At 67.9% G+C, this 13,384-nt stretch carries 10 protein-coding genes; 2 read left to right on the top strand and 8 right to left on the bottom strand.

The window, feature by feature from the left end; translation table 11 throughout:
- Positions 1-28: 28 nt before the first annotated feature.
- On the bottom strand, positions 29-1,060 hold the full coding sequence (purM, locus tag HZ989_RS10595) for a phosphoribosylformylglycinamidine cyclo-ligase (protein ID WP_209320797.1): 1,032 nt from the start codon (positions 1,058-1,060) through the stop codon (positions 29-31).
- An 80-nt stretch (positions 1,061-1,140) separates the two neighbouring features.
- Between purM and rnd the strand changes: the two genes are divergently transcribed.
- On the top strand, positions 1,141-2,289 hold the full coding sequence (gene rnd / locus HZ989_RS10590) for a ribonuclease D (protein ID WP_209320796.1): 1,149 nt from the start codon (positions 1,141-1,143) through the stop codon (positions 2,287-2,289).
- Here rnd and HZ989_RS10585 read toward each other — a convergent pair whose 3' ends face one another.
- Genes HZ989_RS10585 through HZ989_RS10575 form a run of 3 tightly spaced genes read right to left on the bottom strand, consistent with a single transcriptional unit; the run spans position 2,290 to position 6,712 of the window.
- Positions 2,290-3,777, bottom strand: a complete 1,488-nt coding sequence (locus HZ989_RS10585) for a Ppx/GppA phosphatase family protein (protein ID WP_209320795.1) — start codon at positions 3,775-3,777, stop codon at positions 2,290-2,292.
- Positions 3,774-5,990 (bottom strand): RNA degradosome polyphosphate kinase, encoded by a 2,217-nt coding sequence (locus HZ989_RS10580; RefSeq protein ID WP_209320794.1) that lies wholly within the window; start codon positions 5,988-5,990, stop codon positions 3,774-3,776. The genes HZ989_RS10585 and HZ989_RS10580 overlap by 4 nt, the downstream gene beginning before the upstream one ends.
- Positions 5,991-6,013: 23 nt before the next feature.
- Entirely contained in the window at positions 6,014-6,712 is a 699-nt protein-coding gene (locus HZ989_RS10575) for a chromosomal replication initiator DnaA (protein WP_209320793.1), read from the bottom strand.
- A gap of 195 nt (positions 6,713-6,907) precedes the next feature.
- Here HZ989_RS10575 and aspS point away from each other — a divergent pair, with 195 nt between their 5' ends.
- Positions 6,908-8,689 (top strand): aspartate--tRNA ligase, encoded by a 1,782-nt coding sequence (gene aspS / locus HZ989_RS10570; protein ID WP_209320792.1) that lies wholly within the window; start codon positions 6,908-6,910, stop codon positions 8,687-8,689.
- A 19-nt stretch (positions 8,690-8,708) separates the two neighbouring features.
- Here the strand turns inward: aspS and HZ989_RS10565 are convergent, their stop codons facing one another.
- From HZ989_RS10565 to HZ989_RS10550, 4 genes are all read right to left on the bottom strand, one after another.
- Positions 8,709-9,554, bottom strand: coding sequence for a pentapeptide repeat-containing protein (locus tag HZ989_RS10565; RefSeq protein ID WP_245162341.1), 846 nt, complete (start codon positions 9,552-9,554; stop codon positions 8,709-8,711).
- Positions 9,555-9,628: 74 nt separating this feature from the next.
- Complete coding sequence (locus tag HZ989_RS10560; protein WP_209323104.1) at positions 9,629-10,060, bottom strand: pentapeptide repeat-containing protein; 432 nt, start codon at positions 10,058-10,060, stop codon at positions 9,629-9,631.
- 101 nt (positions 10,061-10,161) lie between these two features.
- Positions 10,162-10,581: a thioesterase family protein gene (locus HZ989_RS10555; protein WP_245162527.1), complete on the bottom strand. Its 420-nt coding sequence runs from the start codon at positions 10,579-10,581 to the stop codon at positions 10,162-10,164.
- Positions 10,582-10,583: 2 nt separating this feature from the next.
- Positions 10,584-13,355 carry a TSCPD domain-containing protein gene (locus HZ989_RS10550; protein ID WP_209320789.1) on the bottom strand — a complete coding sequence of 924 codons (2,772 nt, stop codon included), beginning with the start codon at positions 13,353-13,355 and terminating at the stop codon, positions 10,584-10,586.
- Positions 13,356-13,384: the final 29 nt, after the last annotated feature.

Raw genomic sequence — 13,384 nt, 5'->3', positions numbered from 1 at the left:
TACACCCTCTCCCGCCGGAAGAGGGAAACTATACCAACTGCCCGCACACGAAGGCGGCCTCGCCGGCCTCCAGCAGGCCCGCCAGGACCTCCTCGGCGTTCTCCGGGCTGACGATCAGGATGAAGCCGATGCCGCAGTTGAAGGTGCGGCGCAGTTCGTGGTCGCTGATGCCGCCGACCTCGGCCAGCCACTGGAACACGGGCGGCAGGGGCCAGGCGTCCCAGTCGAATGAGGCCGTCAGGCCTTCGGCCAGGCAGCGGGGCGGGTTCTCGATCAGGCCGCCGCCGGTGATGTGGGCCGCGCCCTTGATGAGCCCGGCCTTCATCAGCGGCAGCACGGACTTTACATAGATGCGGGTCGGCTCCATCAGGGCCTGGGCCAGGGACCGGTCCCGGGCGAAGGGGGCATCGTCGCTCCACGACAGGCCCGAGCGTTCCACCACCTTGCGGATCAGCGAATAGCCGTTCGAGTGCGGGCCGGATGAGGCCAGGCCGATGATCAGGTCGCCGGTGTTCTGCAGGTCGAGCCGGGGAAGGGCATGGCCGCGTTCCAGCGCGCCGAGCGAGAAGCCCGCCAGGTCGTAGTCGCCGCCGGAATACATGCCGGGCATCTCGGCCGTCTCGCCGCCCACGAGGGCGCAGCCGGCCTGACGGCAGCCTTCGGCGATCCCCGAGACGACGCGGCGGGCGGCGTCGATCTCCAGCTTTCCGGTGGCGTAGTAGTCCAGGAACACCAACGGCTCCGCGCCCTGGGCCAGCAGGTCATTGACGCACATGGCGACCAGATCGATGCCGACGCCGTCATGACGGCCGGTCTCGATGGCGATCTTCAGCTTGGTGCCGACCCCGTCGGTCGTGGCGACGATCAGGGGATCGACGAACCCCGCCGCCTTCAGGTCGAACAGGGCCCCGAACCCGCCCAGGGCGGCCTCGGCACCCGGGCGGCGCGTGGAGCGGGCCAGAGGCTTGATGTGCTCGACCAGGCTGTCGCCGGCGTCGATGTCCACACCGGCATCGGCATAGGTCAGGCCGTTGATTTGCGTGTCGGAAGTGTCGCTCATCGCTCACAGGCCTGAAATCGGTGCGAAAATAGGGTCGCGGCACTTGCCACGACGGCGTTGCGGGGGGCTATAGCATTTCAATGACGCCGATCACCACCAATGACGCTCTGGTCCGGTTCTGTGCCGATGTCGCCAAGGCCCCGTTCATCGCGGTCGATACCGAGTTCATGCGGGAAACGACCTATTGGCCCAAACTGTGCCTGATCCAGGCCGCGACGCCGGAGCATGAGGCGATCATCGATCCGCAGGCCGAGGGGCTGGATCTGACGCCCTTTCTGGACATCCTGCGCGACCCCGGAATCGTGAAGGTCTTCCACGCCGCGCGCCAGGACACCGAGATCTTCGTCAAGCTGGGGGCCATGCCCAGGCCGATGTTCGACACCCAGGTCGCCGCCATGGCCGCCGGGTTCGGGGATCAGGTGGCCTATGATTCGCTGGTCCGTCAGATGCTGCGCATCGATCTGGACAAGGGCAGCCGCTTCACCGACTGGTCGCGACGACCGCTGTCGGAGGCGCAGCTGACCTATGCGATCGGCGACGTGACGCACCTGGCGGCGCTGTATCCGAAGCTCCGCGACCGGCTGGCCAAGGACGGCCGGCTGGACTGGGTCACGTCGGAGATGGAGGATCTGGTCGATCCTGAACTCTACGACACCACGCCGGACAAGGCCTGGAAGCGGCTGAAGCCCAAGAAATACAACGCCAGATACCTGGCGGCTTTCAAGGCGACGGCGGTCTGGCGCGAGCAGGCGGCGCAGGACCGCGACCAGCCGCGCGGACGCATCCTCAAGGACGAGGCCATCGACGAGATCGCGACCCAGGTGCCGACCGACGTAGAGGCCTTCAACCGCCTGCGCTCTGTGCCCAAGGGGTTCGGCGGATCGCGTCTGGGGCTGGAACTGGCGGACGAGCTGAAGCGGGTCATGCTGGACCCCGAGGCCCATGCGCCGAAGATGGACCGCCCCGCCCACAATCAGCCCGCGCCGCCTTCGGTGGTGGAGCTGTTGAAGGTGTTGCTGAAGGCCAAGAGCGACAATGCGGGCGTTGCCTCGAAACTGATCGCCAATGTGGCGGACCTGGAGAAGATCGCCCTGTCGGATGCGGCGGATGTGGATGCCCTGAAGGGCTGGCGGCGTCAGCTGTTCGGCGAGGATGCGCTGAAACTCAAGCGCGGGGTGATCGCCCTGGTGCTGAACGGACCGCGCGTCGAGGTCGTCGAGATCGAGTAGTCAGATCTCCAGCTTCAGGCCCATGGCCTCGGCCAGGGCCCTGGCGCGACGGCGGGTCTGTTCGCCCAGCAGGACATCGGCATAGCCGTCGGACGCCGTCAGTTTCAGCTGGCCCCCGGCAACGGTGATCGAGGCATTGGCCAGCAGTTGCGGCGACCGGCCGGACAGGTCGCACCCCAGCCGCATCGCGAGGCCCAGGGCCCGCGCGCTCGCACGGGCTTCCTCGCCCAGCAGTCGATCGGTCGTTTCGGGGGCTGGTGTCGCGGCATTGCCGCCGTAGCGGGCGTTGAGGGCGCAGGCCAGCCAGACCCGCTCGGCATGGGTCTGGCCCGGGATCGGCGCGCGCAGGACCTGGTCGAACACCAGTTCCAGCCGGTGGTCCGGATGCAGCCGGGCTCCGAGGTCGGCCAGGCGACAGGCCGCGGCGGCCAGCACCGGATCGCGCTCCGGCCCGAAGGCTACGGGCAGGGCGGCGATGATGTCCGACAGCCAGGCGTTCAGCGCGGCGGGGAGGGCGGGCGAGATGCCCTGGCGCGCACCCAGCGCCGCACACCCCGCGATCAGGGGGTCGGCCGGCGCCTCGTCGTGGTCGAGCGTCTCGTAGAGCAGGCCTTCGCGCAGGCCCCAGGCGGAGAAAACGACACGCTTCAGCGACAGGGCATCGATCAGGCCCTCCAGCACCAGGGCAGCATAAGGCAGGGTCTCGGCCCGCCGCCTGGATACCCCCGGCAACCGGTCAAGCGAGGCCCTGGACTGCTGGGCCACGAACCGGGCCACGCCGCGCGCGTCCTCGGCGCTCATGGCATACTGGTGGACGATCCGCAGCGGATAGCCGCTCATCTCCATATGCAGCTGGGCCAGGGATCGCCAGCCGCCGCCGACCGCGTGGAGTCCGTCTGCGCTGAATCGCGTGCTGACGGGCTTCAGACGTTCGGCGATCATGTCGCGCAGTCGGATCGCATCGAAACCCTTCGGGTCGGCCAGGGCGAACGGCCCCAGGGCCAGGGTGACGCCCGGCTCGACCTTGCCTCCGCCGATGCGGATCAGCTCAAGGCTGGACCCGCCCATGTCAGCCGCAAGGCCCTCGGCGCGCGGGTCGCCGGCCATGACGCCCAGGGCGGAATAGTGGGCCTCTTCCTCGCCTGTGAGGACGCGGACCTGGAGCCCGGTCTCGGCCGCCACCCGATCACAGAAGTCGGGACCATCCTCGGCCTCGCGCACGGCAGCGGTCGCGGCGACGAAGGTATAGGCGGGGCGCACGCCTTCCAGGACCGCCGCGAACCGGCGAAGCGTGGTCATCGCCATCTCGACACCGGCTTCAGACAGCCGGCCCGTCCCGGACAGGTCGCGGCCGAGGCCGGCCAGGACCTTTTCGTTGAACACGGTCCAGATCGCCCGGCCTTCCAGCCGGTAGAGGACCATCCGGACCGAGTTGGAACCGATGTCGATGACAGCCGCCTCACGCGGGGCGGTGAACCCATCCGTCATAGAGTCGGCCGGTCGTAGCGCAGCTCCTGCGGCTTGTTCTTCACCTTGCGGCCACGGCCTGACAGGCTGGGGTTGGTCATGAAGTATTTGTGAGCCGAGAAGGGCCGCTCCGGGTCCACCGGTTGCACCCGGGTGTAATGACCGTCGGCGCCGAGAACCCAGCTCTGGGCGTCGTCCTTCAGATTGGCGACCATGATCTGGTCCAGGACCTGGTCGTGGACCGTGGCGTTGAAGACCGGCGTCATGATCTCGACACGCCGGTCCAGGTTACGGGTCATCCAGTCGGCGGAAGAGATGAAGACCCTGGCCTTGTCGTGCGGAAGGTCGCGGCCGTTGGCGAAGCAGATGATGCGGCTATGCTCCAGGAAGCGGCCGACGATCGACTTGACCCGGATGTTCTCCGACAGGCCCGCCACGCCGGGGCGCAGGCAGCAGATGCCGCGCACGACCAGTTCGATCCGCACGCCGCACTGGCTGGCGCGGTACAGGGCGTCGATGATCTCCGGATCGACGAGCGCATTCAGCTTGACCCAGATGGCGGCCGGCTTGCCCTCGGCGGCTGAGGCCATCTCCTTGCCGATCAGCTCGATCAGGGTCGTTTTCATGTTGAGGGGCGAGACGACCAGCGCCTCCAGATCCTCGGGCTGGGCATAGCCGGTGATGTAGTTGAACACCCGCGACGCATCGCGGGCCAGGACCGGGTCGGAGCTGAACAGGCTCAGGTCCGTGTAAACCCTGGCCGTGATCGGGTGATAGTTGCCGGTGCCGAAATGGCAGTAGGTCTTCAGTCCGTCGCCCTCGCGGCGCACGACGACGCTGAGCTTGGCGTGGGTCTTGTACTCGACGAAGCCGAAGACGACATGAACCCCGGCGCGCTCCATGGCCCGGGCCCAGCGCAAATTGGCTTCCTCGTCGAACCGGGCCTTGATCTCGACCAGGGCGACGACGTTCTTGCCATTCTCGGCCGCCTCGATCAGGGCAGCGACGATCGGACTGTCTTTCGAGGTGCGATACAGGGTCTGTTTGATGGCGATGACGTTGGGATCCCTCGCCGCCTGACGCAGGAACTGGACCACCACGTCGAAACTCTCGAACGGGTGGTGGATCAGGATGTCTTTTTCACGCACGGCGGCGAAGACGTCGCCGCCCTGGTCGCGGACCCGTTCCGGATAACGGGGCTCATAGCCGGGAAATTTCAGGTCGGGGTGGCCGGAGGGAATCAAATCGCCCAGCTGCGCCAGGCCCAGCATGCCGTCGATCAGGACCACGTCCTGCGGTTCGGCCTCCAGTTCGCCAACGATGAACGCGCGCAGGTCTTCGGGCATGGATGCCTCGATCTTGACCCGCACGACCGAGCCCAGGCGTCGTTGTTTCAGCGCCTCCTCGAACTCCAGGACCAGATCTTCGGCCTCTTCCTCGATCTCGATGTCGCTGTCGCGGATCAGGCGGATCACACCTTTTTCCAGCACCTCATGGCCGGGGAACAGGTGCTCGATGAACATCAGGAGCACGGTTTCGAGTGTCACGAACCGGCGTCGCCCCTTTACCGAGCGGCCGTCGCCCGTCAGCTCCCAGAAGCGGCGCACCTGGGTCGGGACCGGGACGAGGGCATAGAGCGTCTTGTTGTCCCGGTTGCGGCGCAGCTTGAGCGCCAGAGAGAAGCCCAGGTTGGGCAGGAAGGGAAACGGATGCGCCGGGTCGATGGCCAGCGGCGTCAGGACGGCGAACAGCTGGTTCAGGAACTCGGGCTCCAGCCGTTCCCTGTCGGTCTTGGTGACCTTCTCGGAATGGACGACCTCGATGCCGGCCCCGACCAGCTCGCGCCGCAGCTGACGCCAGCGTTCCTGCTGTTCGGCCATCAGTTCGCCGGCGGCGACGTTGACCTTCTCCAGCTGTTCGGCGGGCGTCAGACCGTCGGCCGACAGGACGCGGACCCGCTCGCGCAACTGCCCCTTCAGCCCCGCCACACGGGTCATGAAGAACTCGTCGAGATTGTTGGCCGAGATGGACAGGAACCGAAGCCGCTCCAGCAGCGGATGGTTGGGGTTCGCCGCCTCTTCCAGCACCCGGTTGTTGAAGGCGAGCCAGCTGATCTCGCGGTTGAAGAACCGTTCCGGCGAGGCCATCAGCGTCGCGTCCAGGCTCAGCTGGGGGGCGCGAGAGGAGGGGACTTCCTCTCCTCGGGTCGGATCAGCGATGGCAGAGTCGGACATGAGCCGGTTGTGGGGCGGGTTTGTTACGGCTGCAACCCTTCGTCGCCGCCGTCGAACAGTTCGGCGCTGGCATCGAGGACCTGGCGGGCCAGGGCCCGCGTCACGGGGCGATGTTCGTCGTCCAGCCGGGCGACGATGGCGGCCGCCGCCTCCGCCGACCGGGCGATGCGCAGCACCAGAAAGTCGATGACGCCGTCCGCCGGGATGATGCTGCGTTCTGCGAATCGGGCAGCCAGGATGGCGGACATGACCGCGTCGTCCGGGGCCTCCATGGCCACCACCCGCACGGCGTCGAGGCGGGAGCGCAGATCCGGCACCCGGACCGCCCATTGGCGCGGCGAGGGGCGCGACACCATCAGCAGGGCCCCGCCATCGTGCTGGGCCAGGTTGATCAGGTGGAACAGCGTTTCGTCATCGGCGTCCCGGGCGATGTCGAGGAGGACCGGGCGGCCCTCCAGTTCCAGCGGATCGGTCAGTGCGGCCTCGGCGCCGTTCAGCGGAACGGCACCGACGCGCTCGGCCCAAAGCGCCGCCAGATGGCTCTTGCCGCAACCCGCGGGTCCGCAGAGCGCCATGACCCGGCCCGCGGCATCGGGCCAGGTGGACAGGGCGTCCATGGCACTGGCGTTGGACGCCGAGCGCACGAAGACAGACGCCGCGCCGACCACGTCGCTGGTCAGGGGCAGTCTGAGCTGATCGCGGAGGGGTCGACGCGCCGACATGAGGCCAGCATAGCAGATCAGCCCGACTGTCCGGATAGGGTATCGCCGCAGGCCGTGGACAGACGGCCAGGCCTGTGGACGTCGAGGCCCGACCCGGCCCGACCTTGACTTTCCGGGGCGTTGATGCGCCCTACGCCGCTTCCATTTCCCGCCGTGCCCCTTGTCTTTCCGGGGGCCGTTTCAGACGATTTTCTCATGCACGCCTATCGCTCCCACACCTGCGGTGCCCTCCGGTCGAAGGACGCAGGATCGAATGTGCGGCTGTCGGGCTGGGTGCACAGGAAGCGCGACCACGGCGGTCTGCTGTTCATCGACCTGCGCGATCACTACGGCCTGACGCAGCTGGTCTTCCACCCCGAGACCCCCGGGTTCGAGGCGGTCGAGCGGCTCCGCGCCGAGAGCGTGATCCGCGTGGATGGCGAGGTCGTGGTGCGCGACGCCTCGGTGGTCAATGCCAACCTGCCGACCGGCGAAGTCGAGCTGCGCGTCACCGGCGTCGAGGTCCTGTCCGAGGCGGCCGAACTGCCGCTGCCGGTGTTCGGCGAGCCGGAGTATCCGGAAGAGCTGCGGCTGAAGCACCGCTACCTCGATCTGCGCCGCGAAACCCTGCACAGGAACATCGTGCTGCGCTCGCGCGTGATCTCCTCGATCCGTCGCCGCATGGTCGACCAGGGCTTCCTCGAATACCAGACGCCGATCCTGACGGCCTCTTCGCCCGAAGGCGCGCGTGACTTCCTGGTGCCGTCGCGACTGCATCCCGGCAAATTCTATGCGCTGCCGCAGGCCCCGCAGCAGTTCAAACAGCTGCTGATGGTCTCGGGCTTCGACCGCTATTTCCAGATTGCGCCCTGTTTCCGCGACGAGGACCTGCGCGCCGACCGGTCGCTGGAGTTCTATCAGCTCGATGTCGAGATGAGCTTCGTGACGCAGGAGGATGTTTTCGCAGCGATCGAACCCGTCATGCACGGCGTGTTCGAGGAATTCGCCGACGGCAAGTCGGTGACGCCCTATCCCTTCCCGCGCATCCCCTACCGGGACTCCATCGCCTGGTACGGTACCGACAAGCCCGACACCCGAAACCCCATCAAGATGGCCGAGGTGTCGGACCGCTTTCGCGACGGCGGGTTCGGCCTGTTCGCGAAGATTCTGGGTGCGGACGCAAAGAACGCGGTCTGGGCGATCCCTGCGCCCGGTGGCGGCTCGCGCGCCTTCTGCGACCGGATGAACAACTGGGCCCAGGGCGAGGGCCAGCCGGGCCTCGGCTACATCTTCTGGTCCGACGACAACGACGCCTGGGGCGGGCCGATCGCCAAGAATCTGGGAGCCGAGGCGACCGACGCCCTGATGTCCGGGCTCGGCCTGGACAAGGGCGATGCGGCCTTCTTCGTCGCTGGCGACCCGAAGGTTTTCTACAAGTTCGCCGGTTCGGCCCGGACCCGCCTGGGCACGGAGCTGAAACTGATCGACGAAGGCCGGTTTGAATTCTGCTGGATCGTCGACTTCCCCATGTTCGAATGGTCGGACGAAGAGAAGAAGGTCGATTTCAGCCACAACCCGTTCTCGATGCCGCAGGGCGAGCTGGAGGCGCTGAACACCCGGGATCCGCTGGAGATCCTGGCCTATCAGTACGACATCGTCTGCAACGGCTATGAGCTGTGTTCGGGCGCGATCCGGAACCACAAGGCCGAGATCATGCTGAAAGCCTTTGAAATCGCGGGCTATGATGCCTCTGTGGTCGAGGATCAGTTCGGCGGCATGCTGAACGCCTTCCGCTATGGCGCGCCGCCGCACGGCGGGCTGGCCCCGGGCATCGACCGGATCGTCATGCTGCTGGCCAACCAGGTCGCGATCCGCGAGGTCATCGCCTTCCCGCTGAACCAGCAGGGCGAGGATCTGCTGATGAACGCCCCGACCGAGGCCGGTGAACGTCAGCTGAAGGACGTCCACATCCGCACGGCCATGCCGCTCAGGATCTGAAGTCGTTCAGGGGGCGGCCTCAGGGCTCGCCGCCGTCCGCGATGATGATGTTCCGGCGTGGTGACGGTGGCGCAGGAGGCGCGGGCGGTCGCGGCGGGGCGGGAATGCGAACGGTCATCCGGCTGGAGCAGCTGTGGACCGTGAGGCGAGCCGGCAACCGGGTCGACCCGTCGCCGCAGGCCTCCGACACCTGGGCCTGGGTCAGGCCGCGCGCGCCGGACAGGTCTGCCCCCCGGATGTCGGTCCGGCTCAGGGAGGCGTCCGTGAAGGATGCGCCCCGGAACGTCGCATTGGCCAGTCGCGCGCCATCCAGCTCGGCCCCGTTGAAGTTGGCCGAGGCGAAGTCTCCGCCCGCCATATTGGCCGCGTTCAGCTGCGCGCCTGCGAACGACGCCCCGCGCGCCGACAGGTTGGCGAGAGTGGTGCCGAACAGCTCGGCCCCCGACAGATTGGCGTTCGTCAGATTGGCGCGATTGAAGTTGGCCCCCGTCGCTTCCGCACCGGTGAGCGAGGCATCGGTAAAGTTCGATGTCGAAAAGTTGGAGCCCTGGATCCGGGCACCGCGCAGATCGGCGCGGCTGAAGTCGCTGGCGGAGAAGTTCGAACCGACCAGTTCGGCGCCGCGCAGATTGGCTCCGACCAGGGTGGCCGAGATGAAGGTGGCACCCGCGAAGGTCGCGCCGGACAGATTGCGGCCCGAAAGCTCACAGCGATTGCACGACCCGCCCAGCGAGACCATACGGGCGACTTCGCGGTCCTGGACGTAGAGCCGGCTCCCGGCGGTCACGGGCGATACGACGCCACACAGTCCGGCCGAAAGGGTCAGGGCGGCGAGGGCGGCGTTCACGCGAGCAGACTGGAACATGGACTGTTTCACGCCGCCTAGATGCCCCGTCACGCGCCCAAACCCTACTTAAATCGCGGTAAGAATGGAGGTCTTCAGCAGGCGGGAATGCGAAGCGAGCCGGGCAGGGTGGTCGATGCGTCGCCGCAGGCCCCGTTCAGCTGTCTCTGTGTCAGACCGGTCGCCCGGGCAAGCCGGGCGCCGGAAAAGTTCGCTCCGCTCAAGGTCGCGCCGTTGAAACTGGCACCCTCCAGATAGGCTCCGACGAAACTGGCATTGGTCAGGTTCGCGCCATTGAATCTGGCGCTGGAAAACACGCCGCCATAGGCCTCCACATCGCGCAGGTCGGCATTGGAGAAGCGGGTGCGGTTCATGACCGACAGGCTGAGGTCCGCCTGGCGCAGCCGCGATCCCGACAGATTGAGGCCTCGCGCCTCGAGCCCGCTGAAATCGCCCTGGAACAGGTTGCAGCCTGCGCAGCTGGCCCCCCCGCGCACGCGCGCGATCTGTCCGGCATTCTGGGCCATGGCCGGGGCGGACACGGCCAAAGCGAGCAGAGTGGCGAGGATCACGCGATGCAAGACGATATTCCGAATCCGGCCAGCCAGCGGCAGTCTGGAGCGAGACCCTAGGGCACAGGGCTTACGATCTGCTGAACCGTCGTTTCCATGCCGGCGAGGATGGTCCGAAACCCTTCGGACAGGGGCATCGACACGCCGTCCACGGCCCGGACATAGGTCAGGTCCACCTCGACCAGCGTCTGTCCGGCCCGGGTGATGTCGACCCGGATCGCGTAGCTGGATCGGCCCAGCCGGGTCAGGAAGACGCGCAGATCCAGCAGGTCGTCGAAGCGGGCAGATGCGCGGAAGGTCGCATGGGCATCGACGACATAGCTCTGGCCCATGTCGCTGTCGGCGTCGCTGGGGACACCTGCGGCGCGGAAGAACTCCAGGGCGGCGACGTCGGCATAGACAAGATAGTTCGGGTTGAAGACGACACCTTGCGCGTCCACCTCGCCCCAGCGGACGCGCAAAGGGTGGCTGAACACGGTCAAATCAACCGCGCATCTTGGGGGGCAACCCCGCACGAATCGCAGACCAGCGCCCCGCCGCGCTGCTGCAGCGTGAAGTCGCCACAGGCCGGGCAGGTTTCGGCCTCGCGCCTGTCATAGGGGCTGACCTCGGGCCCGGCCTTGCGGCCGAACGGCAGGACCACGAGGTTGTCCGGCGTCGTTCCCCGGGCGAACCCCTTGGAAATGAAGCGGGCGGCGGGGACCAGTTCGTCGGCCTTGCCCGACCCCAGCCCGTCGGCATTGAGAGGTTCGGCGTCGGCATTGGCCAGCTCGGTCCGGTTCAGATAGCTGACGCCCAGCTCGCGGAAGATGTAGTCGAGAATGGAGGTGGCCGACCCGACGCGGTCATTGCCCGTGACGCGTCCCGCCGGATCGAACCGCGTGAACACGAAGGCATCCACGAACTCGTCCAGCGGCACGCCGTATTGCAGGCCGATCGAGATCGCGATCGCGAAATTGTTCATCAGGCTCCGGAAGGCGGCCCCTTCCTTGTGCATGTCGATGAAGATCTCGCCGAGCTCGCCGTCCTCGTATTCGCCGGTATGGATATAGACCTTGTGGCCGCCCACAGCGGCCTTCTGGATATAGCCCTTGCGACGGTCCGGCAGCTTGCGACGCGTCCGGACCCGTTCGATGACCCGCTCGACCACGCGTTCGGTGACGGGCGGCGGCGGGGGCGCGGGGTCCGGCATGCGCCTGAGCGGTTCCGTTTCCGGAAGGACGAGCAGGGGTTCGCCCGATGCCTGACGTCGGGAGAGGCGGACGGCCCGATGTCCCTCGGATGCCGCCTGGTTCAGGGTGGCCATGGCTGCGCCGATCCCGGCCTGGCTGGGCAGCTCGATCGCGGTCAGGTCGATGACGTCGCTGAAGGCTTCCGCCAGACGGGTCAGGTCGGTGGCGGCCGGGCCCGTCTCCGCCAGAAGCGCCCTCAGTCGAGGCGGCGCATCGGGCCAGCCCGCGAGGTCCCGGTGTCCGAACACATAGGCGCTGGCGACGGAAATCTCTTCGGGCGTCGCCAGAAGGCTCAGCAGGAGCCCCTGTCCGAAGGTGTCTTCGTCGATCCCCAGGACATCGCGGACGAAGCCGGGCTCCAGCACCGATGCGTGGAAGGCGTCTTCCAGTCTCTCGACATGGGCCAGGGCCGTTTCCACGGCTTCCAGCTCGGTATCGGTGAAGCCGCGTGCGGCCAGGTCCGCGTGGCCGAGGATCGGGGCGTCCACCAATGTGCGGCGGCCCAGAACCCAGCGCTCGGCCGATTCCACGTCGGCTCCCTGAGCCTCGATGGCCTGGGCAAGGGCCGGATGCAGCCGGCGGACAAGATCCCCGTCGCGGGTCTGGAACAGGTCCACCGCGCCGAGCGTCGAAATGCCCAGACGCAGGTCGCGCTCGGCGTCCGCGGCCACGGTTGCGATCAGGCTGTGCCGTCGACCGGATTCCTGGGCAGCGGCGAGGGCCTGGGCTGTCCGCAAGGCGGCGGCCCGGCCAAGCTCGGTGTCGAGGCCGGCCAGTCGGGCCTCACGCGCCTGCAGGGCGGCGATGACCTCGTCGGCTGCCGTCATCCAGGCTGGAGCGGGCCGGAGGGTCTCGACCAGTTCGCTGGACGCCAGGGATACCGATGCGGCCAGCAGGCCGGCCGCCGACTGGAAGGCACTCTCCGGGCTGGACCGTTCCGGCTGGCCGACCAGCCATTCCAGACCGCCGACCAGGGTCATGATGATCGGGCGCACCGCATGGCGGCGTCTGGCCAGCCGTCCGTCCGCGGCGAATCCGCAGGCGACCTCGATCTCGAGCGCCGTGGTCCAGAGCCGGGCCAGGGCATCAAGCGCCGGGACCAGGTCCGGCAGGGTTGCGGCAATGGAGGGCAGGGACAGGGCGCAACCCGGGGCGATCGACAGGTCGCCCAGGGCCTCGGCGTCGTGCAGGGAGAAGGCCACCACGAGGTCGTCGGCCAGGGCCGCGTCTGCCGCTGCCCGCAGGGGCGCATCCACGAGGGCGTCCGGCTGGCCGACGGAAACGATGCGCATCGGGGCCTTCGGCTCGGGCTCGGGTGCGGAGAACAGCCGTCCGGCGATGGCATCCAGAATGGCCGTGTCATCGGCCCCCGCGCGCCGGGCCGCCAGTGCAGCGCGGGCCAGGGCCGGATTCGCGGCCGGGTCGCCGCAGACCGAGGCCGGCCCATTGCAGCGGCGGACGGCATGGGTGACGGCCTTCAGCGTCCGGGTGACACCCGACAGGGCGTGGGCCGTGACACGCGCGGTCCGCAGCCGTGCCGTATCGCCCTCGAAGCGGTTGCGCACGATGGGGTCGTCGAGGTCGAAGACGCTCGAATTGCGGGTCGGGGCGCCGGAGTCCTCGGAGGCGTGCGGTGTTCTCGCGCCTTCCATGAGGACCGACGACGGAGCGGCCAGGCCCAGCAGGACGCTCGCAACCAGCTCGGAGGCAAAGATGTCCGCGTCCGACGTCGCTGCGAAGATGCCGGTGGCCCGGCCCCAGGCGGCGAGGCGGTTGGCCCAGCGATCAAGGGCACCGTCGAGGATCGCCGTTCCACCGGTCGCTTGCCGGCCCGGCGCGGTTTCGAGCCTGGGCCAGTCATCGGGCGAGCGGTCGTGCCAGTCCAGCCAGGCCTCGACCCGCGCGTCGCTCCAGCCGGCCGGGGCCGTGACCCGCACGACCCGGCCGACGCGCTCGATCTCGCGCGCTTCGCAGGCGACGGTCGCGGTCAGGTCGGACAGGAGGGGGGTAAAGCGCATTCGCGGGCCCGGACAGGATCGTTGCGACA

It is taken from the genome of Brevundimonas sp. AJA228-03 (assembly GCF_017795885.1).
Classification (GTDB): domain Bacteria; phylum Pseudomonadota; class Alphaproteobacteria; order Caulobacterales; family Caulobacteraceae; genus Brevundimonas.
Note: the sequence above shows the minus strand (reverse complement) of the source record. Positions and strands in the feature narration are given on the sequence as shown.

Excerpts from the sequence above, each read along its gene's own strand:
- purM (WP_209320797.1), bottom strand. The coding sequence starts at position 1,060 with ATGAGCGACACTTCCGACACGCAAATCAACGGCCTGACCTATGCCGAT.
- rnd (WP_209320796.1), top strand. The coding sequence starts at position 1,141 with ATGACGCCGATCACCACCAATGACGCTCTGGTCCGGTTCTGTGCCGAT.
- HZ989_RS10585 (WP_209320795.1), bottom strand. The coding sequence starts at position 3,777 with ATGACGGATGGGTTCACCGCCCCGCGTGAGGCGGCTGTCATCGACATC.
- HZ989_RS10580 (WP_209320794.1), bottom strand. The coding sequence starts at position 5,990 with ATGTCCGACTCTGCCATCGCTGATCCGACCCGAGGAGAGGAAGTCCCC.
- HZ989_RS10575 (WP_209320793.1), bottom strand. The coding sequence starts at position 6,712 with ATGTCGGCGCGTCGACCCCTCCGCGATCAGCTCAGACTGCCCCTGACC.
- aspS (WP_209320792.1), top strand. The coding sequence starts at position 6,908 with ATGCACGCCTATCGCTCCCACACCTGCGGTGCCCTCCGGTCGAAGGAC.
- HZ989_RS10565 (WP_245162341.1), bottom strand. The coding sequence starts at position 9,554 with ATGTTCCAGTCTGCTCGCGTGAACGCCGCCCTCGCCGCCCTGACCCTT.
- HZ989_RS10560 (WP_209323104.1), bottom strand. The coding sequence starts at position 10,060 with ATGGCCCAGAATGCCGGACAGATCGCGCGCGTGCGCGGGGGGGCCAGC.
- HZ989_RS10550 (WP_209320789.1), bottom strand. The coding sequence starts at position 13,355 with ATGCGCTTTACCCCCCTCCTGTCCGACCTGACCGCGACCGTCGCCTGC.